This is a genomic window from Polycladospora coralii (assembly GCF_014773435.2).
In the GTDB taxonomy this organism is placed as follows: domain Bacteria; phylum Bacillota; class Bacilli; order Thermoactinomycetales; family Thermoactinomycetaceae; genus Polycladospora; species Polycladospora coralii.
This window is the reverse complement of the sequence record NZ_JACXAG020000001.1, coordinates 466,135-491,528: the sequence shown is the minus strand read 5'-3', so window position 1 is coordinate 491,528 and position 25,394 is coordinate 466,135. Positions and strand designations below refer to the sequence as shown.

General features: G+C 39.1%; 28 protein-coding genes and 1 pseudogene. 19 read left to right on the top strand and 10 right to left on the bottom strand.

Annotated elements, in window-relative coordinates:
• The first annotated feature begins 60 nt into the window (after positions 1-60).
• Entirely contained in the window at positions 61-1,617 is a 1,557-nt protein-coding gene (locus tag IC619_RS02530) for an ABC-F family ATP-binding cassette domain-containing protein (protein WP_191138536.1), read from the top strand.
• A gap of 48 nt (positions 1,618-1,665) precedes the next feature.
• On the opposite strand, the gene IC619_RS02525 is transcribed toward IC619_RS02530, so the two are convergent.
• Complete coding sequence (locus IC619_RS02525) at positions 1,666-3,231, bottom strand: FMN-binding glutamate synthase family protein (protein WP_191138535.1); 1,566 nt, start codon at positions 3,229-3,231, stop codon at positions 1,666-1,668.
• 103 nt (positions 3,232-3,334) lie between these two features.
• Between IC619_RS02525 and IC619_RS02520 the strand changes: the two genes are divergently transcribed.
• Positions 3,335-3,898, top strand: a complete 564-nt coding sequence (locus tag IC619_RS02520; RefSeq protein WP_191138534.1) for a hypothetical protein — start codon at positions 3,335-3,337, stop codon at positions 3,896-3,898.
• Between the two features lie 154 nt (positions 3,899-4,052).
• Positions 4,053-4,655, top strand: a complete 603-nt coding sequence (locus IC619_RS02515) for a TSUP family transporter (RefSeq protein WP_191138533.1) — start codon at positions 4,053-4,055, stop codon at positions 4,653-4,655.
• A 79-nt stretch (positions 4,656-4,734) separates the two neighbouring features.
• On the opposite strand, the gene abc-f is transcribed toward IC619_RS02515, so the two are convergent.
• Positions 4,735-6,369: a ribosomal protection-like ABC-F family protein gene (abc-f, locus tag IC619_RS02510; RefSeq protein ID WP_191138532.1), complete on the bottom strand. Its 1,635-nt coding sequence runs from the start codon at positions 6,367-6,369 to the stop codon at positions 4,735-4,737.
• Positions 6,370-6,459: 90 nt separating this feature from the next.
• The gene (locus tag IC619_RS16990; RefSeq protein ID WP_255506010.1) at positions 6,460-6,591 is read right to left on the bottom strand and encodes an RAxF-45 family protein; all 132 of its coding nucleotides are present in this window, start codon (positions 6,589-6,591) and stop codon (positions 6,460-6,462) included.
• A gap of 171 nt (positions 6,592-6,762) precedes the next feature.
• Between IC619_RS16990 and IC619_RS02505 the strand changes: the two genes are divergently transcribed.
• The 4 genes from IC619_RS02505 (at position 6,763) to IC619_RS02490 (ending at position 10,616) form a co-directional block, all read left to right on the top strand.
• Entirely contained in the window at positions 6,763-8,325 is a 1,563-nt protein-coding gene (locus IC619_RS02505) for an FAD-dependent oxidoreductase (RefSeq protein ID WP_191138566.1), read from the top strand.
• A 214-nt stretch (positions 8,326-8,539) separates the two neighbouring features.
• Positions 8,540-8,956: a hypothetical protein gene (locus tag IC619_RS02500; protein ID WP_191138531.1), complete on the top strand. Its 417-nt coding sequence runs from the start codon at positions 8,540-8,542 to the stop codon at positions 8,954-8,956.
• An 18-nt stretch (positions 8,957-8,974) separates the two neighbouring features.
• Positions 8,975-9,931: a hypothetical protein gene (locus IC619_RS02495; protein ID WP_191138530.1), complete on the top strand. Its 957-nt coding sequence runs from the start codon at positions 8,975-8,977 to the stop codon at positions 9,929-9,931.
• On the top strand, positions 9,912-10,616 hold the full coding sequence (locus tag IC619_RS02490; RefSeq protein WP_191138529.1) for a hypothetical protein: 705 nt from the start codon (positions 9,912-9,914) through the stop codon (positions 10,614-10,616). The genes IC619_RS02495 and IC619_RS02490 overlap by 20 nt, the downstream gene beginning before the upstream one ends.
• Before the next feature lie 1,405 nt (positions 10,617-12,021).
• Here IC619_RS02490 and IC619_RS02485 read toward each other — a convergent pair.
• Both IC619_RS02485 and IC619_RS02480 read right to left on the bottom strand, forming a co-directional pair.
• The gene (locus IC619_RS02485) at positions 12,022-12,450 is read right to left on the bottom strand and encodes a type II toxin-antitoxin system death-on-curing family toxin (protein ID WP_191138528.1); all 429 of its coding nucleotides are present in this window, start codon (positions 12,448-12,450) and stop codon (positions 12,022-12,024) included.
• A gap of 15 nt (positions 12,451-12,465) precedes the next feature.
• Positions 12,466-12,693: an AbrB/MazE/SpoVT family DNA-binding domain-containing protein gene (locus tag IC619_RS02480; protein WP_191138527.1), complete on the bottom strand. Its 228-nt coding sequence runs from the start codon at positions 12,691-12,693 to the stop codon at positions 12,466-12,468.
• A gap of 673 nt (positions 12,694-13,366) precedes the next feature.
• Between IC619_RS02480 and IC619_RS02475 the strand changes: the two genes are divergently transcribed.
• Complete coding sequence (locus IC619_RS02475) at positions 13,367-14,425, top strand: trypsin-like serine peptidase (RefSeq protein ID WP_191138526.1); 1,059 nt, start codon at positions 13,367-13,369, stop codon at positions 14,423-14,425.
• Positions 14,426-14,841: 416 nt separating this feature from the next.
• On the opposite strand, the gene IC619_RS02470 is transcribed toward IC619_RS02475, so the two are convergent.
• Positions 14,842-15,096, bottom strand: a complete 255-nt coding sequence (locus tag IC619_RS02470; RefSeq protein WP_191138525.1) for a hypothetical protein — start codon at positions 15,094-15,096, stop codon at positions 14,842-14,844.
• Positions 15,097-15,441: 345 nt separating this feature from the next.
• On the opposite strand from IC619_RS02470, the gene IC619_RS02465 reads away from it, so the two are divergent.
• Positions 15,442-16,509: a cytochrome D1 domain-containing protein gene (locus IC619_RS02465; protein ID WP_191138524.1), complete on the top strand. Its 1,068-nt coding sequence runs from the start codon at positions 15,442-15,444 to the stop codon at positions 16,507-16,509.
• Positions 16,510-17,268: 759 nt separating this feature from the next.
• Here the strand turns inward: IC619_RS02465 and IC619_RS16985 are convergent.
• Entirely contained in the window at positions 17,269-17,397 is a 129-nt protein-coding gene (locus tag IC619_RS16985; RefSeq protein ID WP_283770912.1) for a hypothetical protein, read from the bottom strand.
• Positions 17,398-17,505: 108 nt separating this feature from the next.
• Between IC619_RS16985 and IC619_RS16980 the strand changes: the two genes are divergently transcribed.
• A complete protein-coding gene (locus tag IC619_RS16980; protein WP_283770911.1) occupies positions 17,506-17,634 on the top strand; it encodes a hypothetical protein in 129 nt (42 codons plus the stop codon).
• 22 nt (positions 17,635-17,656) lie between these two features.
• The gene (locus tag IC619_RS02455; protein ID WP_191138522.1) at positions 17,657-19,018 is read left to right on the top strand and encodes a S8/S53 family peptidase; all 1,362 of its coding nucleotides are present in this window, start codon (positions 17,657-17,659) and stop codon (positions 19,016-19,018) included.
• A 409-nt stretch (positions 19,019-19,427) separates the two neighbouring features.
• Here IC619_RS02455 and IC619_RS17170 read toward each other — a convergent pair whose 3' ends face one another.
• Complete coding sequence (locus IC619_RS17170; protein WP_191138521.1) at positions 19,428-20,840, bottom strand: helix-turn-helix transcriptional regulator; 1,413 nt, start codon at positions 20,838-20,840, stop codon at positions 19,428-19,430.
• Positions 20,841-21,097: 257 nt separating this feature from the next.
• Between IC619_RS17170 and IC619_RS02445 the strand changes: the two genes are divergently transcribed.
• The 5 genes from IC619_RS02445 (at position 21,098) to IC619_RS17165 (ending at position 22,795) form a co-directional block, all read left to right on the top strand.
• A complete protein-coding gene (locus IC619_RS02445; RefSeq protein ID WP_191138520.1) occupies positions 21,098-21,355 on the top strand; it encodes a hypothetical protein in 258 nt (85 codons plus the stop codon).
• Complete coding sequence (locus tag IC619_RS02440; RefSeq protein ID WP_191138519.1) at positions 21,352-21,774, top strand: NUDIX domain-containing protein; 423 nt, start codon at positions 21,352-21,354, stop codon at positions 21,772-21,774. The genes IC619_RS02445 and IC619_RS02440 overlap by 4 nt, the downstream gene beginning before the upstream one ends.
• A gap of 3 nt (positions 21,775-21,777) precedes the next feature.
• A complete protein-coding gene (locus IC619_RS02435; protein ID WP_191138518.1) occupies positions 21,778-22,023 on the top strand; it encodes a hypothetical protein in 246 nt (81 codons plus the stop codon).
• A gap of 1 nt (position 22,024) precedes the next feature.
• Positions 22,025-22,300, top strand: a complete 276-nt coding sequence (locus IC619_RS02430; RefSeq protein ID WP_191138517.1) for a hypothetical protein — start codon at positions 22,025-22,027, stop codon at positions 22,298-22,300.
• 351 nt (positions 22,301-22,651) lie between these two features.
• The gene (locus IC619_RS17165) at positions 22,652-22,795 is read left to right on the top strand and encodes a hypothetical protein (protein WP_347239748.1); all 144 of its coding nucleotides are present in this window, start codon (positions 22,652-22,654) and stop codon (positions 22,793-22,795) included.
• Positions 22,796-22,879: 84 nt separating this feature from the next.
• Here IC619_RS17165 and IC619_RS02420 read toward each other — a convergent pair whose 3' ends face one another.
• Positions 22,880-23,638 (bottom strand): alpha/beta fold hydrolase, encoded by a 759-nt coding sequence (locus IC619_RS02420; protein WP_224749598.1) that lies wholly within the window; start codon positions 23,636-23,638, stop codon positions 22,880-22,882.
• A gap of 176 nt (positions 23,639-23,814) precedes the next feature.
• Between IC619_RS02420 and IC619_RS16975 the strand changes: the two genes are divergently transcribed.
• From IC619_RS16975 to IC619_RS17270, 3 genes and pseudogenes are all read left to right on the top strand, one after another.
• A complete protein-coding gene (locus tag IC619_RS16975) occupies positions 23,815-23,943 on the top strand; it encodes a hypothetical protein (protein ID WP_255506009.1) in 129 nt (42 codons plus the stop codon).
• A complete protein-coding gene (locus IC619_RS17275) occupies positions 23,928-24,017 on the top strand; it encodes a transposase (RefSeq protein ID WP_191138565.1) in 90 nt (29 codons plus the stop codon). Before IC619_RS16975 ends, IC619_RS17275 begins: the two co-directional genes overlap by 16 nt.
• 326 nt (positions 24,018-24,343) lie before the next feature.
• A pseudogene (locus IC619_RS17270) lies at positions 24,344-24,586 on the top strand (hypothetical protein); the annotation flags it as partial.
• Positions 24,587-24,628: 42 nt separating this feature from the next.
• Here the strand turns inward: IC619_RS17270 and IC619_RS02405 are convergent.
• A complete protein-coding gene (locus IC619_RS02405; protein ID WP_191138515.1) occupies positions 24,629-25,339 on the bottom strand; it encodes a creatininase family protein in 711 nt (236 codons plus the stop codon).
• Between the last annotated feature and the right edge of the window lie 55 nt (positions 25,340-25,394).

Here is a 25,394-nt window from a genome sequence, read left to right as displayed (position 1 = left end):
GATAAAATCATTGCTTGAATAAGAGTGAGCCAAATAAATCGTTAGAGATAGGTGTCGATCATGAGTATTTTAACTGTAAAAAATGTAAGCCATGGATTTGGAGGACGCGCAATCTTAAATGATGTTTCATTTCGTCTTTTACAAGGAGAACATGTGGGGTTGATTGGTGCAAATGGTGAAGGAAAATCAACCTTTATGAATATTATTACTCGTCAATTAGAGCCAGATGAGGGCAAGATTGAATGGGCTAAAAAAGTACGTATCGGTTATCTCGATCAACATACTGTTTTACAAAAAGGACAAACCATCCGCGATGTCTTAAAGAGCGCCTTTCAGTACTTGATCGATATGGAAACTGAAATGAATCAGATGTACGAACAGATGGGAGAAGCTTCGCCCGAGGAGCTGGAAAAGATGCTAGCTGAAGTGGGTACGATTCAAGACTCCCTTACGAATAATGATTACTACATTATCGATGCGAAAGTGCAAGAAATCGCGCGTGGGCTTGGTTTAGACGAGATAGGATTGGAACGCGATGTGCATGATTTAAGTGGAGGTCAACGCACAAAAATATTGTTGGCCAAACTTTTACTCGAAAAACCGGAAATATTACTCCTCGATGAGCCGACGAACTATTTAGATGAAGAGCATATCGTGTGGTTGGAACGCTATCTGACAGCATATGAAAATGCCTTTATACTCATTTCACATGACATTCCCTTTCTGAATCGCGTGATCAATTTGGTCTACCACATGGAAAATCAAGAGCTAACCCGTTATGTAGGAGACTATGATGATTTTAAACGCGTTTATGAAGTGAAGAAACAACAATTAGAATCGGCCTATAAGAAGCAACAACAAGAAATTGCTGATTTAAAGGATTTTGTAGCGCGTAACAAAGCACGTGTATCGACACGTAATATGGCCATGTCCAGACAGAAAAAATTGGACAAAATGGATGTGATTGAACTTAAAAAAGAAAAACCGAAGCCTCAATTTAACTTTCAAGAAGCTCGCACACCAAGCAAATGGATTTTTGAAGCGAAACAACTTGTGATCGGATACGATGAACCATTATCAGAACCCCTTAACCTGCAAATGGAGCGCGGTCAAAAAATTGCTTTAGTAGGCGCAAATGGGATCGGAAAAACGACTTTATTACGTAGTTTATTAGGAGAACTCAAACCGATCTCAGGTTCGGTTGTGCGTGGTGATTATCTAGAAATTGGTTATTTTGAACAAGAATCGAAAGAAAAAAACTTAAATTCCTGTATTGAAGAAGTTTGGGAAGCATTCCCTTCCTATACCCAATTTGAAATTAGATCTGCACTTGCCAGATGTGGCCTCACAACGGAACATATCGAAAGTAAAGTGGAAGTCCTGAGTGGAGGCGAAAAGGCAAAAGTTCGTCTTTGTAAGTTAATCAATCGCCAAACCAATGTATTAGTTTTAGATGAACCTACTAACCACCTCGATGTGGAAGCGAAAGAAGAGTTAAAACGTGCTTTGAAAGCATATAAGGGTAGCGTGTTATTAATTAGCCATGAACCAGAGTTTTATCAAGATGTAGTAGACCAAATTTGGAATGGTGAAACATGGACAACTAAGATTTTTTAGGTGAAAAGTGAAGTTTGCTTCTCTGTTAGAAGCAAACTTCACTTTTGCTTATGCATGGGTGAGGGATTCCGAGTGTGAGGATTTTATGGAAGTGATGTGCTGATGTGAGAACTTGGTAGGTGAATCAATACCTGCGGCTGCGGCTAAGTTGTAAAGGCCTTCGCGCAATGAAAGTACATAGTTTGTAACCCGATACGATTTCTCTTCAATATCGAGCGCGTGCTGTAAAGACTGGTCGGTTGTCGCAACGCCGACTGGACAAGTATTATTATGACATACCTGAGCTTGAATACAGCCGACAGAAAACATAAATCCACGTGCAATGTTTACACAATCTGCTCCTAGTGCAAGTGTAGTCGCAATCAAGTCCGGTGTGATTAATTTTCCAGAGGCAAAAATTTTGATTTGATCACGCAGGCCATACTGTTTGAGCACACGATCCACGATCGGTAACGCTTGCAATATAGGCAGACCTACACTGTCAGCTAACTCTTGATAAGTTGCACCTGTTCCACCTTCGCCACCATCAATGGTAATAAAATCAGGGTAAATATTGCTTTCTTTCATCTGTGATGCAAGTTCCTCGATCTGTTCAGCGTGCCCAACTACAATTTTAATGCCGACTGGTAGCCCAGTATGACTTCGGATTTGGTCAATAAAGGATACTAAGTCTTTGCTGTTCTTAATAAAAGGAAACCGATTGGGGCTATTTACTGTTTTCCATGGTTCAATTTTGCGCATGCGTGCAATATCAGGTGTTACCTTCTCCCCTTCAAGATGACCGCCACGTGTCTTCGCACCCTGTGCAAGTTTTAGTTCGATTGCTTTTACCTGTGGGATTTGCGCCTTTTTTTCTAGTTCTTCCCAGTCCAGCTTTCCTTCGGGTGTGCGCACACCAAACATTGCAGGGCCGATTTGCATGATGATATCTGTTTGTCCTGCTAAGTGATAATCAGATAGTCCGCCTTCACCCGTATTCATCCAAGTTCCACCAGCTCTTCCTAATCCGATGGAGAGTGCCGTAATAGCTCGCTCCCCGAGCGATCCATAACTCATGCCGGATTGACCGATGAGTCCTTTTAAAGTAAAGGGATGACGAGCAGTATTTTGCCCAATCGTGATCACATTCTCTGGGCTTAAGTAAAAGGGATCTGCGTGGACGGGTTTTGTATGTTCTTTACGGGTAAACAATCCATCATCTTCAATCTCATAGATGCGGGTTTGCACTTTAGGGGCTTGTTCAACACACAACTCCTCATAAAGACGAGGAAATAAATCGTTTTTTAGATAGATGCGATCAGGGGTAAAGTCTCGTTTGCTGCCAAATCCAATTTTACGATGCTTATATTTAGCTGAGAAAATCACATTTAAATAATCGAGGCGTGAAAAAGGGGTCCCATTCTGATCATCATTGAACCAGTATTGGCGCATCTCGGGTCCGATTTTCTCAAATATATAGCGGATTTTACCCAAAATCGGGAAATTACGCAGGATAGAGTGTTCCTTTTGGTTGCGATCTTTTATGTACAAATACATAATAAGAGTAAGTGGGAAAATGACGAGTATGGTGAACCAGATAAAAGTTCCTGTTCGCCAAAATTCAATTTCAGTCATCTACATCTCCTCCTTCACTATATCTATATTCCTGTTTCGCGCTTCAATGAAACTGGAAGTTAAAAGGAGATGTAGATGACCATTAATGATGTGGAGGGTTTTTGTGAAAAAGCAACTGATTTTATTAGGAGTCGCAGTTTCAGTCATTACATTGGGCTGCGAAAAAGAAGTGCCTGTACAATCGACAGCTACTGATCCGTTAGTTGCCGAAAAACCATCTGAAATACCTAAAAAAGCAGCCATAATGGAAGAGCCAAAAGAGGAATCTAAAGAAAAACCTGTTGAGAACCCTAAGGAAAAAATCATTTTACAAATGGATAGTACCATCAATCGCTATGCCAAATCCCATCTGATACAGCCAATTGAAGGCGGGGAAATATACTGCGCTAATCAGGTGATGGGTGAAGAAACAAAAGGAAATGGAACAGAGGTATACGCTTGGGTAACCTGTGAAGAAGTCATCAGAAAAGGGGATACAGGTTCAGGGGTTTCTGTCCCGGTCGTCTTTCAAGTAAACAAGCAAACGCAAATTGTTTCTCATCAAGTACCGCTGGATGGGAGTAGCTATCAAACGAGTATAAATCAAATGTTCCCAGCAGATGTACGTAGTAAACTATCCACCGCTAAACGAGCGACACAAGTGGCACTTGAGAAACAGTTGGATTAACGAAGCAAACATCGTAGTAGAAAATGGAGAGCGCTTATGTATGAACAAATGATGTTACTTTTTATTTGTGGTTTAGGTGACGCCTTTTTAGGCACTTTGGTGGGTGGGAGTGGACTGATTACCATTCCAGTTATGATGTTTTTTTGGGATCCCAGTGCAAGCTGGAGTAGCAGCCAACAAGTTTTCAAGTGGATTGGCTGCTTTTTCCAATGTATTTACCTTGCTACGGAATAAAACATTAACAATAAGAGAGATTGCGATATTTTTTGTGCTAGCGTGCTGTGGGGGTGGTATTGGCGCGCTGATTACTTCACGCCTAAGTGAACAAATGATGAATGTAGTGGCGATTGTTCTCCTTACTTTGGCTTTTGTACTGTCCATCAGTAAGATCGAAATGAAGCAAGTAAATCAGAAGCAATCATCCTCAACATTCACTTACATCATCTTAGTGGCGGTAGGCGCCTACGATGGTGGGTTCCTTCGGTATTTTACATTTCTTGAAGCGAGGAATTTCGTACATGAAGGCGGTACAATACACGCGTGTCTTAATTTTTGGAAGTTGTCTCGGGGCATTTATTATCTTCATCCAAACGGAATTTTTTCACTGGGAGTTAGCCATACCACTCGCTATCGGTTCATTGATCGGGGCACAGGTTGCCATGAAACTGCTGCCACACATTTCAGTTGTGATGGCAGTGGTGATCTTTCTACTCCTCATACAATTTTCGACCAAAATATTTTAATATACATATTGTGACCCATGAAACATACGAGAAAAAAGTGGCGGAAGCCCATGAAAATGCTCCTACACGATCATGTGTGTAGGAGCATTTGTGCTATCGTCTCGAACGTACTTCTTTGGCCCAGTCAAAATGACCTGGATAATGGGTGAAAGCTTCATTTTCTAACCAATAAATTTTTTCAAAGCACTGGTTTAGAAAATAGCGATCATGTGAGATGGCGATGATTGTTCCGGAGAAGTCCATAATGGCTTCTTCTAATGCTTCACGGGAGTCGATATCTAAATGGTTAGTCGGTTCATCTAGTAATAAGAGATTAATATCCTGATGCATAAGTTGAGCCAGACGCAGGCGCATTTGTTCGCCGCCGCTTAGGTGTTTCACCTTTTTAAACACAGCATAACCGTAGAAGAGGAAACGTGCCAATATATGACGGGCCTCTGCAACGGAGACAGCTACTTCATCCCGAAAAGCTTCGATCACCGTTTGCTCGGCGTTACCCTCATAGCCGTTTTGTGATAAATATCCGATGCGCACATTGGCACCGATACGGAGACTTCCTTCATCTAATGTTTGTTCATTTTGGATGATGCGAAATAAGGTTGACTTTCCTGATCCATTTGCACCTACGATGCCACACCGCTCTTGGTAACGGATGTGCAAATCAGAATGGCTAAATAAGATGCGATCGTCTACCATTTTACCAATGCCTTTTGCTTGAATCACATCATTGCCACTACGTTCTTGCACTTGTAAATTGAGATTGATTTTTTTGCGGTTTAATTGTGGTCGCTTTAAGCGATCAATCCGGGCAAGTGCTTTTTCCATACTTTTGGCACGACGATGTAAGCCGGCATTAGGCGGATTGGCCTGATTGGCCCATTCTTTTAATTTCTTAATCGTTTCTTTCATTTTCTTAATCTTCTTCTCTTGCTCTTGATAAGCCGCATACTCATTTAAGAGCCGCTCTTCTTTTTGTTTCGTGTAGATGGTATAAGGGACAGGATACGAGATGATCTCACCGTCTTCTAAATCCCATGTTTCTGTGGTCACTTCGTCGAGAAAATAGCGATCATGTGAAACGATTAAAACGGCCCCACGGTAATTTTTCAGAAAAGATTCTAACCACTCCACTGCGGGTAGATCCAAATGGTTGGTCGGCTCATCCAGTAATAATAAATCAGGTTGACTGAGCAAAACCGTGGCAAGACCTACTTTCGTTTTTTCACCACCGCTTAATTGTTGAAAAGCATGCATCCACATGGTCTGTGGGATTCCAAGTCCAGCTGCGACTTGGTTAATGCGTGATTCAATCTGATAACCGTCAGCCGCTTCAAACTGCTGGCGCAAGCGATCCCATTTTTGTAGAAGACGCTCCAGTTCATTCTCGTCTAACCCGGTCTGTGACATCTGCATACTGATCTCATTCATCTGCTTCTCCATCTCAAGTAGATGGCTAAAAGGTTGTTCCAATACTTCCTTCACTGTTAAATGAAAAAAGTGACGGGGAATTTGGGCGAGATAACCCACTTTAACCTGCTTGCGCACAAAGATATCGCCGCTATCAGGTTGTTCTAATCCGGCTAAGCATTTGAGAAAAGTCGTTTTACCAGAACCGTTGGCACCTACAAGTCCAATACGTGCCTCTTTATTAATATCAACTTGAATACCATTTAAAACCCAATCGGTACTCACCATTTTTTTTAGAGATTGGCAGGAACAAATGATCATGAACAAGTCCACTCCTTTTTAATAGAAAAAGCCATCGGCAAGAAAACCCTGCCGATGGCTTCACGTAATATGTGAAATCGTGAGGAAATCTTACGTAACATAACATATGGATTTAGCACGGCTAAAAAAGGACACACGTATCCCGTTGACCTTTTTTGCATGCGTAATGGCACGGGTTTCTACGATATTCCACACCATGCCCTGATCCATACTGTTACGCAATTTCCTCACCTCCTTGTTCATGTCATCAGATAAAGTCATTATAGATGAAAATGATGGTAAATGTAAATAGGTAGCTTCCAATTGTAAATGACTGATCAAGTAATCGTTGTTATAAAAGCTACGATTGATGAACAAGCTGATCATAAGATTATGCGAAACGGAGGTATAGTGATGACGCTGGACGGATTGCCGAAGCACGCTAAATCGTATTGGCGAGATTCTAGTCGTATTCCCTCTTTTCCTCAGTTACAGGAAGACTTGGATGTGGATGTGGTCATTGTAGGAGGCGGGATTACTGGAATTACAGCGGCCTACTTACTCGTTCATGAAGGGTTAAAGGTAGCGCTATTGGAAGCGGGAAAATTATTAAACGGTACGACAGGGTACACGACTGCCAAAATCACTGCCCAACACGGGGTAATATACGATGAATTGATACAAAACTTTGGAAGAAGCAAGGCTAGGTTGTATTATGAAGCGAATCGGGATGCGCTACACTGGATCAAAACGATCGTAGACCAAAATCAAATTGATTGTGACTTTAAGATACAAGATGCATACCTATATGCTACTACAGATCCATCTGCACAAAGGCTAGAAAAGGAAGCAGACGCTTATCAAAAATTAGGGATTGAGGGGGAGTTGGTTCATCGCATTCCACTAGCTATAAACATACAAAATGCCTTGGTCATGAAAAATCAAGCACAGTTTCATCCCCTTCAATACTTAACACATCTCATTCAAGTGATCACGGAAAAGGGTGGACATATTTTTGAGGAGACCACAGCAGTTGATGTTGAGGATGGCAAGAAACCAGTGGTGATCACGCGTGATGGACATCGTATCACTGCCAATGAGGTACTTGCTTGCTCGCACTTTCCTTTTTACGAAGGGCTAGGGTTATTTTCTACGCGCTTACATGCAGATCGCTCCTATATCATTGCAGCTAAAACAAACAAGCCTTTTCCAGGTGGCATGTATATCAGTGCGGATAAGCCAACACGCTCGCTACGTGCCATAAAGATGAATGGGGAAGAAATGGTATTGATTGCAGGGGATGAACACAAAACGGGGCAGGGGAAAGATACTTTAGAACATTTCACAGCACTAGCCCAATTTGGCCAAAAAACTCTAGGCCTGAAAGAGATTCGCTATCGCTGGTCAGCTCAAGATTTGGTTACGCTAGATCAAGTGCCCTACGTCGGGAAAATAAACGACAGTCAGCCTCATATCTTAATCGCCACTGGATATAGGAAATGGGGAATGTCCAATGGCACCGCTGCCGCGTTACTTCTACGCGATACTGTAATGGGCAAAAAAAGTGTGTATCAAGATTTGTTTGCACCTTCACGATTTTATGCACACCCCAGCTTGAAAAGCTTCTTATTGGAAAATGCAAATGTGGTCGGTCACCTCATCAAAGGGAAACTTGAGCTACCTAAGAAAAAAAGTGAAGATTTAGCGCGGGATGAGGGGGCTTTCATATTCATCGATGGGCATCGGAAAGGCGCATACCGAGATGAAAAAGGTAAATTACATCTGATAGATACAACCTGTACGCACATCGGATGTGAAGTGGAGTGGAATCGTGCGGAGCGTACTTGGGATTGTCCATGCCATGGCTCCAGATTCTCATATACTGGAGAAGTTCTGGAAGGCCCAGCAGAAAAACCCTTACAGCAGTATGACTACACCATGCTGGATATTTTGCTATCTGAAGACTCGGGGTACTAGGCGGATAAAGGGTTTTAACTCCCTTTATCCGTTAAGCTATTTCAAAAATTATGAATTGAGTCAAATTCCCTCTAACAATGCTACAGCCTAAACAGATAGGAGGTTGTTTATTGCGATTCTCCTTTGAAAATATAATCAATTGTACGATTTTATCCTTTTAATTATTGTGATTAAATAGTATAATTATAAATAAAAATGATAAGGGGTAAATTTCATGTCAGAGAAGAATCAATTGAAAAATGGTATCCATTCTCAAATAGAAGGTAATGTAGGAGGTAGTATACTTATAGGAGATTTTTCAAATAATAAGGGAGCTATAAATAGTAATAATCAGATACATCAAACCCGGCAAGAGGACCAATTTTCAGTAGAAGATTTTAAAGAATTAGCAAAAGAATTCTATGAATTAGTAGAGAGAAACAATAATATTTCTCGAGAAGAAAAGGAAGATTCAATAGAGTTAATGCAACTAAACGTCCAACAAATTGAATCGGGTGATCCTAAGCGATCTATTATGAAATCATTGATGCAACACTTGCAACAGCTAAAATACAAATTGAATGATAACTGTCCACTCTTGATCAATATTGGCGCTCTTACACAAGTTTTATCCTTTTTTTTGCCGAAGTAAATCTGGAGGGGTGCTACGATGTCTGATCGCTATATACACACTAGAGAAATCGAAGAGTATTTGTATTGTCATAAGCGATGGAAGCAAAATCCGAAATATGATCATTATGTTGAAGAAGACTTTGAAATTGCCATTCATGCTCGCAACCATATAAAAGAATTTTGTAATCCTATTTATCCAAAAAAGCCTACTGAAAATGATGTTACATATCCAAAGATACCTGAAAATAATCACGCGTTCCTATCTAGAGTGATCGTCGTCATCATATTTTTTTACATGCTCATTAAATTGGATATTATTAATTTAATATTTATAATATTAGGGATTATTTGTGTGGGACTGGCTCCTCATATGGTCTCAAAAGCCAAAATGAACTTATACCATTCTCAAGTGAGAAAAGTAAACCAACAATTAAACCAAATGCAAGCCAACTATCAAAATGAAGTTGATTGGATTTTACAAAAATCCAATCAAGGCAAAAATGATTTCATAGTAGAAACTCGGAAAGAAAAAAAGATTCTATTATCAGAAATCCATACAAATATAAACAAACAAATTAATTCAAACGAACAGATAGTTCGTATATTTGATGATGAAATGAAATTAAGCTTAAAAGAAGATTATAAGACATTGTGGGTAATATTAGATCGATCAAACGAAGATAAACCGCCCTATGTTCCAATTGGCCATCAGTACCACACCATTCGTTTAGCAGCGCAAATGGCAATCGCTGAAGATTATTTTGGTGAAGAATATAAAATACGAGGCTATGTGAAATACAAAAATGTTAAACCACATGTCTATTGGTTAGATGCAAAGTCCAGAAATAGAATTAATCGCGTCATTCAACAAATAGATAGAAGAGAGAAATGGAATCAAGATAATACATATCGCTGTGTATATTGTCCACTACTACATCATTGTATACATGCGAAAAAGGAGGCGCTTGATTATATTGCAACAAAAAAAGGATAATAAAATGTTGGATGATATTAGTAATACTTTACATTATGTGGCGCATCTAAAAGAAAATTCCGCATATATTACTCCAGAAGGAATGTATAAGTACCTTAAGAAAATAGTTTTATTTGTAATAAATGAGCCGTTGATTGTTCATTTGTTAGAACAAAAACCTTACTTGTGCGATGCCCAGTCAGCAGTAGAAAGCTGCGTGTTTTATAATATGAAATGCGATATCAATGCACTGGAAGATGAACAAAAAATAATATTTGTAACGCTATTACTTAAATACATATGTTCATTTTATGATCGATTTGATATTTTTAATGCAATTTATGCTTATCGCGACCTAGATCAATTTATTGACCCACGTGTTCTTAAAAATTCCAGAGCAAAGACTCAGGCTATCCAAAAAAGTTCTACACAAAATTTTATTAATGAAATGATTGTACCTTATTTATGTATTTTGGAGTTGTACTTACTGCAATACAAGGGTGATCTTGAAAATAATCAATCGAGTTTCCATATTCATATTGAAGGATCTGTTGGCGGACACATTCTACTAGGTGACTTCAGTAACAATCAGGGAAATATTAATAGTGATTTTCTCAAAAGTCCAGAACTAATGGAGCAGGAAAAAGAGAATGATCAAGAGGAAGTAGAACAATTAAATGACGGGTATGCGTTTGATGTGGATTAGATATGACACAATGAAATAAATGATGATTCCCAAAAAAGTCAAATGAAACAAAATAACAACCCGACAAGAGCTACAGTCACTAATATTGGGTTGATCGAAGGGAACCTGTGTAGCGAATTGACGTTTCTGTTCATATGGATAGGAACGTCAATGCGACTAGAAATGAAGTAGAGTTTCTATCTCATTTCCAGATCTTTCAGGATTTGACCTGGTCAAGCAAATTTGCAATCTATAATTGAAAGTTACTCTGATCGAACTTACATAGGTGTTTTACCACCAAGCGTACTATGCGGACGAATAAGATGATCATAGCGATAAACATAGTCTTCAATGATTGAAGGGAGATGGGATTTATTATTGATGGAGAAGTGATTGAGAGGTTTGTTTTTTTAGTTTGTCAAGAAAGACTCCTTATCAAGCGATCGGCTTATCTAAGCTAAATAAAGTGTTCAATCTTATCTATCGGAAACTGTTCACTTTAGTTTAGCAGTCACAATAACGTGAACTACTCACTATTAAAAGTGGTTGAGCTTCTCGCTTCATCTGGCGTAGCATCCTACATCCATCCATGAAGGCACACTCCATGCCCAAAAGTTAGAAGCGTCAATTCGCTACACAGGAATCATTTTACGGTCGGACTGTTTCTTCCAACTAACCCAATAGGATTCAGTTATCAAAGATCGCTAGTTTTCGGTTTTTTCTAACTATAGGACTTAGTATAGCAGAGTTTGTTGCTCTAAGCACCCCCAAAAAGCAAGAGATACCGAGCAACGCTCACTTTCATCTACCCCATTAAAATGGGAAGGATTCTCGCTCTCAAATCCTAAATATCATACCAAAAGTAGAAATCCCACCCGGTTATGCTGAATTTGTACAAAAAGAAAAAGCCATGCAAGAAATATGTATTGCAAATGATGGGGTGGATGCTACTCGTAAAGCGATATAGACATAGAGCCTACTCTTATGGGTGGGCTTATTATGCAAGTAGTTTGAATAATATCATGATTTCAATTGATATATTTTTCCGTTTGATAGATAATTTGATTATGGATTTTAATCCAATTGAATTGGAGGGAGGAGGGGATAATTTAGTGGAGATAATTTTTGCCGCATTAATTACAGCATTTGGAGGCATTATTTCAGCTGTAATTAATGCCAAGTCAAAGAAGCATGATCATCACGGGCATGATGATCATGCTAATAAGAAATAACAACTACAATGAGCGGTCCTTTTGGGTCGCTTATTCCATTAACATACATTTATTATATCTTATGCTTATGCGTATTAAAAGTGAATTACTTACATTAATATTATATAATATTATAACCGCAAGATGAAAATAAGTACATAATAAACTGAATATTAAATTTATATACTTTCTAACATTCCTCGGTTTTATTTGAGTCATCTATTCAATGAAATCGGTATAGTAAAGGATTGAATCACTTGACTCATATTAGAGACGCCTTCTTTACCTTTATATTCACTACTCATAGCAATATTTACAATGAATTCCTCTGTATCACCATTTCGCATTCTGAACTGATATCCATTAAGCATCAGAAAAATTTCCATGCAAGCTAAACCTGTTCGTTTATTTCCATTATGAAAGATGTGCTCCTGAATGATAGATTGTAGTAAACAAGCCGCTTTATCCCAAATTGTAGGGTAAAGTTCCTTCTCAAAAAAAACTGCTTTAGGTCTTTCAGAAGCAGATTCTAACCGATCAGGAAACATTACCCCAGCTTGTTCACCTTCACCATAATCACGCATGATCATCATATGAATCTCGACGATTTCAGAGACAGTAAGATAGCGTATGTCTCTTCCCATGGAACCATCTCCTCATTAGCGATCCTTAAGATTGTGAAATACCTCGTCACGCTCTGCTTTTACAGTTTCATATAAATCACGAATGGATGGATTTTGAATGGGTACGATACTCACCTTTTGAATGATGAACTGCCCATCTTGCTCTACAAAGGTAACTTGATCTCCTTCTCCGATGTTCAATCTTTCTCTAACATGTTTAGGGATTGTGACTTGCCCTTTTGTTGTTACACGATACGTATCCATAATTTCACCCCATAGTAATAAAGTAATACTATATTACCACTATATCATTTAAAAATATCCGAAGCAAAAAAGTCCCTTATGATGATTAGGAGTCTATACTGTCATATTAAAGCAAAACTTTCTTTTTCGTTTAGGTAAATAGGATTCTATCTTCTTCCGTAACTTATATGTAAATTCAAACCTATTGATCATTTATAGCATACGCTATTTTAGATCTTTTTAAAAAATATATATATATAAATTTGATATAGGACTGTATGTTGTTGTTATTTAATGGCACCAAAAATCGAATGATTTTCAATGTCTATCAGTATACTTTTGTCCAGTCTGACTTTAAGCTTTTCTAATCCGATGCTTTTGTTTTTTCTATGAAGATTGAATACATAGTTTCATTGCAATAACGGATTAAAGTTTGTATAATAAAAAATAATATGATAATATCTATTCATCCACTAGATTTGTAAGAGTAAATTTACTTACACAAATGCGTTTTTTTATTTTATTGAGTGCTTTTTGAATATCCTCTGTACTTTCCCTTAGCGTTGCCAAAACATGAAAGTTTCGACCGGTAAGCCTTATGGGCGAAAGAGTATGAAGAGCAAAATACACGAGAAATGATAGGGTTCACTGTTTTGGTTTGGTATTCACTATATGAAAATGGAGTTGAAGAATTTTGAAAAAAAACATAACTGTTATTTTATTCGCTTTTGTATTCTGTTTCATGCCGTCGATACAAGAAAATAGCATAACGGCTATATCGCCACAAACAAATGACACGGTGATTACGGATAAGGCTGAGATTGATAAAATTAAGAAAGGAAGTAAAGAAATAGGAACACGCAACTCTAGGGTTCATGATAAAGAAGAACAAAAAATTATTCAAAATAATCCCCATGGATTTACTACTGCAACTGGTGAAATTTATACTAATGATGAAGTAGAAAAGTTAAAGAATAGCAGTAGTAGTGTACAAGCAAAAGATTTTGATTTTAAAAAAGAAAATAATAAGAAGGAAATTTCGCAATTCATTCAACCTAAAATGGTAATTGGTGCCGACTCAAGAAAGCAAATCACCAAACCGACTGTATTCCCATATAAAAGAGTTGTTTTCTTGGAGTTTATTGGCACTGATGGAAAAGGTTATCGTTGTTCAGGAGCTGTCATTGATGATAATACTGTGTTAACGGCAGCACACTGTCTCTATGATACGGATGCTAATAAGTATCATTCAAGTATGAAAGTATATCCAGGAAAAAGTGGAGATAAGAATTATTATGGTACTATAAATGCTACAAACTTAATTGTAACGAATGCATATGCAAATAGAAGTGGTAGTTACTCAGAGTACCACGCAGCAGTCGATTATGGTGTTGTAAAGGTTCCAAAAGGCAGTGGTTTTACATCTGCACATGGTTATTTTAAATTAAGTTCAAGTGCGTCTGTTGGCACTCAAATAAATGTTACAGGATATCCAGGTGACAAACCCTATGCGACAATGTGGTATGCACATGGTAATATAAAATCTTTCACTAAATATGGTAATGATGTTGTCTATAAACACAATGCAGATACTTATTCTGGAAGTAGTGGTGGACCAAACTTCAATTCATTTGGTGGGTCAAATATGTATATTTTAGGGATTGTTAGTGGTAATGACGGTATAAATACTAATTATTCCACAGATATTACACCAACCGCGATCGAAAATATTGAAATCTGGAAGCAATACTAACCGTGTGTGATTCAAATTAGCAGTGTAGAAGAAATTGTTATTCAAGCGACCAAACGAGATCCTCCCATTATGAATAAAGAGATAACTTTTTCAGATGCAAAGCAATAACGAACGATTGGATGATTTGAATCTAAGTATGACGAACTCGTAACGGTAAACCCAATCGCTATCCGGTGGAACATATGTTACGCAAACTGGAGAATCAGCGGCATTTAAGAGTACAAAAGAAAAAGAACAGAGTTCTTCCAGTGGAGTACACAGAATTAGAGCAGAGTTGCGACCCCATGAATGACGTCATTCATGGGGTCTTTATATTGCATGCGCTTACCCGCAGCCAACAGGACTATGTAGGTTACATAGTCCTGTTGGCTGAATAGTCACATGTACAATTCATATCATGGCACGCTAATATTCACTTAATCATCAGGTGGATCACCAGCGGCTTGTCGTTCTGTCATCAAGGATTGGATTGCATCAGGAGCTACCACGGATGTTTCACCTCCTTTATCGAGTAATTGTACACTTAGACGGTAGTATTGTGCACAGTATTTTCTATATTTGGTTAAAACTTTCTTTTCGTAATGCTGGGCTAGCTTGAGAGCAAGTTGCTTTTCTTGCGATAAAAAGGCATGCTGATTGGGGATGGAGAGGGCTTGTTCATATCGCTTCACCGCATCTAGTGCTTTAAATAGAGCGATATTTTTTTGGCTTTGGTTGCTTTCTTAAGGGTTCTTCCCATTCGAAAAAAATTTGAAAATCTTTTTCTCCACTAGGATACTTTGAGGTTCATTCTAGTAAAACAAACCACATATTGAGGGGAAAATAGGTGGAAAACTCAATTAGGAACAAAATAGACAGTGTATTTTAATAACTTCAGATGAGAAAATTGACTAATATTAATTTCCAATAAATTCACGAAGGACTGGGATGCAATCCATTTAAACGTATAAGCGTAAATTAGGACATCTTCAGCATGCATATGATGTTTTAACCAAGTGTATCGGGGGTGGAAGAAGATGTCTTATGTTTATGTAATAAATAGTGGAATGGGAGAAGGGCCACCGGGTACTGTATCTGTGATTGATACGAAAACACATGCTGTTTTTTCAACGATCAGGATGAATACATCACCTCAGTCAATTGCGATTACTCCCAATGGACAATTTGCCTATGTAGGAGACCAGAATCCCATGTCGGATCAAAGGACAATTGCTGTAATTGATGTTAAATCGAATGCCAAAGTGGCTACAGTTGAAATCGAAAATATATCGAGGTATTTAGTTATTACACCCAAAAGTCAGTTTGTTTATGTATTAATGTTAGAAAACATTAGCGTAATCGATAGCAAAAAAAATGAGGTAGTGGCTACGATAGCCGTTAAGACGACGAATGCAGAAGCATTTGCCATTACTCCAGATGGGAAATTTATCTATGTACCAAGTGAAGTCGGTGCTGGAAATACGGTATCGGTAATCGATGCCAAGTCAAATTGTATCATTGGTACGATAGAGACGGCAAATTTTCCAGAAAAATTAGCCATCACTCCCGATGGGAAATTTGTATATGTCGCATCTAGTGACGAAGGAATTTCAGTGATTGATACAAAAGAGCAATCCGTAATTGCTACTGTGGTTCTTGAAAGTGGGATCGAAAATGTGGTCTTTACTCCAGACAGCCAATTTGCATATGTGACAGATTCTATTACAGGGACCGCTTTCATTATTGACGTGAAGACGCATGCGCTCATTGCGAAAGTGCCCGCTGGAATGGGAACTGGCAAACTCGCCATTACTCCGAATGGGCAGTTTGGGTATATACTGGATTTTAATAGCACAATTGTTACCGTCGTTGATGTCAAAACACATTCTGTTATTGCTATTGTTCAAACCGGTATTGTTCCCTTCGATTTAGTCATTACGCCCGACAGCCAATTTGTATATGTTATTAGTAATTTAAATCAGAAAGGTATTGTATCGGTCATCGATGTCAAAACACACTCGGTTATCGCAACCGTTGAAGTAGGGATCAATCCATTCGCTATCGCAATCACACCTTGCTTAGATGGAGGCTACATACAGGGCTGACACTAGCAAAATCAAAAGCCCTATAACCGCACGCAGCTGATTTGAATGCGATTATAATCGTAAGTACGTTCTATAGAGAAAACAATGATTTATTTAGGTTGAAAAATTTTTAAAAAGTTTTGTAAATATTAAGCTCATAACATGAATCCTAGAAGTCAATTCAAAAATGCCGCAGGCACATCATTATGCAAGCAAGCTAACCGAGCACAATGTTCATATCGAATAACCAGACGCCGAAAATTGTCCATCCAAGCAAAACAACGCTCAACCTTGTCTCGTTGCTTATAAATGAGTTTAAAGTTAGCAGGTTTCTTGCCGCGCTTCTTTTTTGAAAGGAATGCGAAAAAGAATACCCTTTTTGCTCAGGTACTTCTGAAAGGATTTACTTTGGTAATCTTTATCTGCTACAAGTATATTAGGTCTTTTGATGGATACTCCCCACTTTTGTGGGATACGAATATCATTCACCATCTTCTCTGCAAAGTTGATCTCGTGAGGGTTCGGCAGCCCCTTTTTATTTTCGACGATACATAAGACTTGAGAGCCTTTTCAACCTTTGTTCCTCCTTTTTTAGCAGAAACAAAACTCGCATCTAGATGAACGATATCCAGTTCGATTTTACCCTCCTCATATAAATCTCGTAACAAAAGACGTCAGATTCGGTTCCAAATTCCCCTCTTTTCATAATCACGATGTCTTCACCAACAAGTAGAAGAAGAGCCATATTTTTTGGAAGATCCTGCCATGCAAAACCTGTTTTTAGTATATAGATGATTCCATCTCATTTTTTCGTCGATCTGCGAGCGGTCCTCCTTTTCCGTCTTTTCGTTTAGGTAAATCGGGTTCTATTTTCTCCCATTGTTTATCTGTCAGTTCATGTCTATTCAAATTTTATTACATCCAGATAAAAGTCGTTTTGATCAAATTCTTCGCAAAGGTTACTACTATGAAGACCGGTTTCTAAATGAAATATTAACAAACTCTAGGATGGAAGATTTGGGTTGGATGAAAGAAGAGGTATTTCGAGATGCTGTAGAACGATTCAAATATGGTGTAAATCATGAGTTTGGTTTAATTTCCAGAACTTGTGCGCTGGAAGTTTGGTTAAGACATCATGGCTATTAAACAATCTGACAGGAGTGGATACATGATGCATGTAGAGCCTACATGGAAAAGAGTGGGGCTTTCAGAACCTCTTGCCGAGAATTCAGGAGAGGGGATTCATATTATTATTTTGGATGATATTGCTCCTCATGTTTCTTTACAACATCTAAAAGATAGAGTGAAAATCGTTGAAGTTGCAAAAGATTATGCTGTACATTGCATGGATGTTTTTGAGAAGCCATTAGTAAAAACGCTGAGTGAGTATGATCGTCATGGTGTGATGGTGCTCAACCTGCTCGCACATAAACGATTTGAATATCAGGGAAATCCATATACAGGCTTAGCACGGTCAGCAAATTTCATCTTTTTACCTACTACGAAGCCAGATCGTATCAAAGTAGGTCTAAAATGGATACTTGATCAAAATTGGAAGCCGCAGCTTGTATTAAATCTAATCGTTCCACAAGGGAAAGGTTTAATGACCCCTACAAATCAAGACTCCTATACGCAGGCATTAGAACCTGCGATTGAAGCGGGTTTGTTGGTGGTATCAGCTGGAGGAAATTCGAAGGCACTTTGTAATCTACATCCCAATTCGTTCTTTACGATTGGTGGATTGAACGATAAAGGATCCCATGATTCAAGTCAATACGAACCACATCCATCTGTACCTTATGGGCTAAATGGGGATGGGTATTTTCGTCCGGATCTACTTGCGCCTTATACCTATATACCATTTCCTCACTTTAAAGAGCGTGAAGAATTAGATTATTTCGGAGGGACTTGCGGGTCATCTACCCTAATAGCGGGTTTGTGTGCCTATCTGATGTCAACTTTTCCTGGACTAACCGCGAATATGATTCGCAATGTTCTGATCGAAACAGGAGATATATTTGAAGGCTTGCCTGCACCTGTCGTAAATGGTGCAAAAGCGATCGAGGCGATTGAATCGGGTTATCGCAATGATACACCCCCATCTGTAAAACCACGAGTCAAGGTAACGGATGCAGACAAGTCTATTTTGTCTCGCGATCCATTGGAAAGAGCCCTTGCCCTCACTTCATTTATACAGAATAAACAGCTATCGCGTGCAGAAATATGGGCATATGTAGACGATGAATCACCTCTAGTAAAAAAAGTAGCCCTTCGGGGACTGGGTGATCCGATCGATTTTGATGAACGGGTATATCAAGAATCGAGTGAATGGGGAGTTAGGGAGTACTGGGGATATACCTTATTACATACTGCTTCACCTGATGAGATTCACAAATGGATCGCCTACAAGCATATTCAACGATCGATATATGGATATGCATTAACCTCTTCCTACAAAAATTTTACCCTGATGCCCCTAAGATGGAGATTACACCAGATCCAACCCCTCATATCATGGATGAAGCGATAGCACCGGTTCTGGATTGGTACGAACGAAGTAGGGCTGACTGATGTATACGGATTCCTAGTTTCATCCAAATCAAAAAGTCCAAGCTACTTGTCTTGTAAGGAGTACTGGACTTATTTGTGATTTCCACTACCTTTTAACCATCGATACTTAACACGAATATAAGTCGTCAGGTATCAGCCCTATTATATGGCTTTCAAACAAATGGAAAGAAGTATTTGCTCGAACACATAGATCAAATATTCGCTGCTACTAGATAGGACTCATTAGACCCCATGAATGATGTCATTGTTCATTCATGGGGTTTTTATATTACATGCGCTTACCCACAGCAAACAGGACTATGCATGTATACATAGTCCCTTAACCGAATAGTCACACTTACAATCTAAATAATGGCGCTAATATTGATTTAAGAGTCCGGTGGATCACCAGCGGCTTGTCGTTCTGTCAGTGTAGATTGGATTACATCAGGAGCTACCACGGATGTTTCACCTCCTTTATCGAGTAATTGGACACTAAGCCGATAGTATTGCGCACAATATTTGCTGTGTTTGGTTAAATCATTCTTTTCGTAATGCTGAGCTAACTTGAGGGTAAGTTGTTTTTCTTGAGATAAGAAGGCATGCTGATGGGCGATGGAGAGGGCTTGTTCATATCGCTTGACAGCATCAAGTGCTTTCTGTTGCTGCAAAAGGCAATCTCCCAGTGCATCGAATGCTTTGAAATGGAGCAATGCTTCTTTTGCCTTGGCCGCTTTTTTGACAGCTTCTTCTAAAAGGGTTTGTGCAACTCGCTCGTTACCCTCTTTTAAATGGAGTAGTCCTAACTCGATTAAGTTTTGAATTGAGAGAAATTTACGCTGAATCTTATGCTCAAATTGGGATGCACTTTCGAAGCAGATTTTAGCTTCTGTGAGTTCATCCAAGTGGATATAAGCACTACCTAGTGTCGTCCAAAGCTCAAAGCTACGGTCATAATTTCGATTGCGCCGTGCAATATCGATGCCTGTCTGCGCATACTGCACAGCGTTTTCATACCGGCTGCGCTTGATATAAAGTGTCGCTTGTAGTTGGTACATATTGAGCAAAACTTCCGTGTCAATCTTATCCGTATCTTGCCACATTTCAGATAAAGTGTCAAATGCATCTTCATTTCGCTCTAGTATTTCGGCATAGATTACTTTACTGATCATGAGTTGATCATAGAGATAGCTTCGTTCACCATCTTTATGAAATGCTTGTATGCCTTGTTCGACCAGCTTTAAAGCACTCACCATATCGCTTTCGCGAAAAGCAATGCGGGCCAACTCATACAGGCATCCTTCGTAAACGTTTGATTTGCTCCAATCAGGATGCGTTTCTAGTAATTGCATACTTTTATAGTAATGATCCTTTGCTTTTGTCCAGTTTTCTTTTTTATAGTAAGCTTTGCCTGCGATATATTCAATGGTTGGTAGAAGTTCCTCGTATTTCTTTGCTTGCACCAGCCGCTTTACTTCTTTTAATTGCTTCAATCCTTGTGTGGGGCATACAAACTGAATATGATTTTCGATGGCGAGTAAATGGAGATGAATCAACCGCCGGTCTTGATCGATTTTCTTTTTTTCCTCTCTTACGAGGGAAGGGATTTGCTTATAAGTAATCCCTACTTTTTCAAATAAGCGGATTATCTTGTTCCGCTTTACTTTTTTCTTGCCGGTTTCAAAATTACTGATCGTCGAAATCGATAAGCCGTCCTCCGCTAAATCTTCAATTTTATACGCAAGCTGTTCTCTGCGGGTACGGAATAGACTGCCTAAGCGATTGAGATCATGCTCGTCCACATTTTCTCCTCCATTCTAAAAAAATTTTGATAATATTTTTCTCCGCCAGTATACTTTGCGGCTCATTCTAGTAAAACGAATCGAATCATGAGGAAAAAATAGATCTACGCAAGGATATTGGGATGAATTGAATAGTGTATTTTAATGGATAGTCACATTATATCGATTTATTTTACAAATTTGCAAATATTAGATGTATTCTTTAGAATCATAGACAACAGATGGGGATAGATGCATGATTAAAGGAGGGCTTCATTATGCTAATGCAGGAGAAATGGGCACTGGAGCGAATAAAACAATTATTTGTTGATGATGAGCAGTTCGTATTCATAGAGAAGGCTTATCATGGGGACTTAAGCATGATCACGCTAATCAATGGCGAGGGCGAGGTGCTTTCCTTCCCGTTAAAGGCAATCACGATCATAAAACGGGAGAACGGTACAACCTACATCTACGGGAAATCATTTGACCTATTTGCCACACCATCACAGTCCGCAGGAGCACAGGGATCATGAGAAGCTTAATCATCGATCAACAGTTGCTAAAGCCCGTCCATTTGGAGATTAAACCATGTGTACTCATTTTCAATCAAGCGGGACAGGTATTGGTGTGTCAGGATGAGCGGGGGGATTGGGACTTACCGAGTGGGGTCTGCACTGGGAATGAAACCTTGACCAAAACGTTATTGATCAAGGTGTATGAGCAGACAGGTCTGGTAATTGAAGGCACGCGTTTTATCCAGACCACATTTCGCAAACAAGCAGGACTGGAGTCGTATATTATCTCAGCGGTATATGTAGCTAGTCATGTTAAAGGTACGCTCTATCCAGATCCCAATCTGAACTATATGGAGGTCGAGCAACTACCGACACATATTCGGGAAGTTATCAAAACCTATTTGAAAGAAACCTTTTTACCGCTGAGGAGGTCGTGATCCGTGGGGATTAAATTCTTTTATGACTTTATGGAGCAAAAGCTAATCATCTTGGATGAGCGGGGGCGGCGTAAAGTACTGACACAGCCCAGAGAAATTGACCGCTTCTTAAACACTTACCAAATCTCGAGGGAAGCGTGTAAAGGGATTGTTGAAGCAGAAGATCGACTGAATCTATTTGGAAAGCAGCGGTTAAGGGAGAAGATGAAAACCTATTTTGCGACTAAAAGAAGAAAGGAGTCGAAGTGAGATGGATGTTATTGGACAAGTTGTTCCCTTTTTGTACTTATCCGAAGTGGAATGTCGCCCTTGTGGAAAGCGGATCAAATATCACTTGGCAGAGGAAAAACCACAACTAACCGACCGATTCTCGTGCCCCCACTGTAACCAAACGCGACAGCTATATCATTTTCAAAGATTAAACATATGGATCGAGCACGCGGAACAACAACGGTATCTACGAAACACCAAGTATAAAGGAGCGCAGGTGCAAGTACTGATTACAGGGAAGGTTCGGGTGTTGTAGATCGGTACAGTAAGTTTGATGAAATGCAGATGATTCATATGATTAGAAGATTTAAATGCAATTCGTAACTGAATGAAAAGAAACAGGAGCTGTTCCCTTATGAAATATGTAATGAGTCTCAAACAGATCAGTGTGGAACAGTTAACAGGAGGATTTTTTGTCGGTTGGCCAAGTCCACCTTCACCTGAGACACATCTTATCGCATTGTGCTCGCAATAGATGAAGAGAAAAATCAAGTTGTTGGTTTTATTGACGCGGTGAGTGATGCCGTTCTAGCATCTGATATACCCTTGTTAGAAGGTGTTGTCCGCTTATCAAGGAAAGGGAATCAGAAAAGAATGAGTCGTTCGCATGTTAAATGAGCTAGATCACTTGAATATGATTGATCTTCTATGCGATGAAAACCTGCAATCTTTTCACGAACAGATTGGATTAAAAACCGCACACGGGATGTTTATTCGAAACTACCACCACCATTCTGGCGTCACGGTGTGAGTTGAAGTCTCACATCCCGACTCTAACCAAACAGGCTTTGTATATTAAAGCGCGCAGATTTAACTAGCATTATGCATAAGGAAATTACAAGCTTTTCATCCAATCACGAATGATCGGGTGAATCTTTGAAGTAGCTTTAGTGGGTAATTGATGAGGGGCATTCATGATGAGTGCATCAATGTGCTTAGGAATATTATTTTGTAGTAATCTAAAATAATGATGAAAATGACGATCATTTTCTCCATAGAGAAGTAAGGTCGGTTGTGTGATTTGATGTAAGCGATTTGTACATTGATAGAGCTGGCTGTATTGATAATATTGTTTGATATTGGGAATGTGACCAGTTCTTGAGGCTTGATAAAGACGCTGGTAAGTAGAAATTGAATCAGCATTTCCTAGACAGATTGCCGTAGCTAGTGTCTTAAAAGTATAGGGATTAGATAACGTATAGGCCGTGTGTATCCTCGACTTTAGATAAAAACGGGTTGCTTCTGACATCGTACTGATCAATATTCCCCCTACAAAAAGATTTGGATATCGTAACATGGCTTCCAGTGCTATACTCCCTCCTGTTGAATAGCCACATAAAATCACTTCATTGATTTGAAGTTGGTCAAGTAGTTGAACGATATCCTCAACAATAAGGGGATACGATAGGGGGAGAGATGAAGCATCGCTTTTCCCGTGACCGCGTAAGTCTAAAGTGATGATTCTAAATTCATTTGCTAACTGTTCTCTTTGATAGTAAAAATTCTCACCTGTGAGAAGTGGGGGATGGATACATAAGATGGTTTTACCCGTACCTACTGATTGATAATGAAGTTGCACGCCGTTTATCTGCATATGTGGCAAATCGATCTTGCTCCTTTTATCATTTTTTCTTAGTATGGATAAAGCTCAAAAAAATTATATAAGTAATGGGTATATGTTTATTTGTCTCCTGTTTTCTAGAGCCCATTTCAAAAATCATAAATATACATTTTGTTGAAAAACATCAGAAATAGAGTATGCTATAAATTATGAATAGACATGAACTTACAGACGAACAATGGCAGAAAATAGAACCCTATTTACCTAAACGAAAAGACGGAAAAGGAGGACCGCTCGCAGATCGACGAAAAAGTGAGATGGAATCATTTATGTACTAAAAATAGGTTGTGCATGGCAAGACCTTCCTAAAAGATATGGCTCTTCTTCTACTTGTTGGAGAAGTACATCGTGATTATGAAAAAAGGGAGATCTGGAACCGAATTTGGCGTCTTTTGTTACGAGATTTATATGGGGAGGGTAAAACCGAACTGGACATCGTTCATCTAGAAGCGAGTTTTGTTTCTGCTAAAAAGGAGGAACAAAAGTAGGAAAAACAAAGGTTGGAAAAGGCTCTCAAGTCTTATATATCGTCGAAAATAAAAAGGGGCTCCCGGTTGCTTTACGTGTCGAAGACGCGAACCCTCAAAAGATCAACTTTGCTAAGTAGATCGTGAATGATATTCGTATCCCACAAAAGCAAGGAGCACCCATCAAAAGACCTAATATACTTGTGCAGATAAAGGATATCAAAGTAAATCCTTTCAGAAGTACATGAGAAAAAAGGGTGTTCTTTTTCACATTCCTATGCGAAAAAATCAAAAAAGAAGCGAGGCAAGAAGCCTGCTAACTTTAAACTCATTTATAAGCAACGATACAAGGTTGAGCGTTGTTTTGCTTGGATGGACAATTTTCCGCGTCTGGTTATTGTATATGAACAATGTGCTCGGTTATATCGCGGCTTTTGTGTGCTTGCTTGCATAATGATGTGCCTGCGTCATTTTTGAATTGGCTTCTAACCATTTTTTACGAGCCAAGTTTTAAAAAATCCTCTACAGTGAGCTTGATTTCGTCAGTTAATGCGTGCAGAAGTGCTTTTCCTTTTTCAGCACTCGCTCGGGTGGGGAATCCGATTGCCCCGGTTTTTGAATACGGTTTTATGCCTAATACCTGAAATAAGTCTCTACGAGGCGAATCTACATCCTGGTAGTGATCTGTTTTTATAGTTCCTTCTTGTAAGAGGGATAACAAAATAGAAGCCTCACCTTCTCCGGCATGCATATCCCGAGAGATGGTTGTAGATAGATTTGCTTTTTCATAAGCGCGATCCCAATGCTTCCGACTTGGTGTGATCAGTAGTTTGGGAGAATTAACATTCATTTCTTGCGCGATATTCCCGAATAGCATATTCCCACCATGTCCGTTCACGATGACGCATTTCGTGATGCCCATCCGTTCCAATGAATGGATGACATCTTTTACAACATGGATGATGGTTTCGGAACATAGCGAAATGGAACCGGGGAAATGAGCGTGTTCAAAAGATGCTGAAAAAGGAAGATTTGGTATTACAAATGAACGATGGGTTAAAGTCTTTGCTAACTGATTTGCAATGGCTTCAGCAATGAGACTGTCTGTGTTAATTGGTAGATGATAACCATGTTGTTCTAAGGAGCCGATCGGAAATAATGCAAGATCGATATGTTTTAAATCAGTCCAAGTGGAATAGGGGTTCATTATTAAAAAACGTCCTTTCTACAAGCAGGATATGACATGCACATGCATATAAACA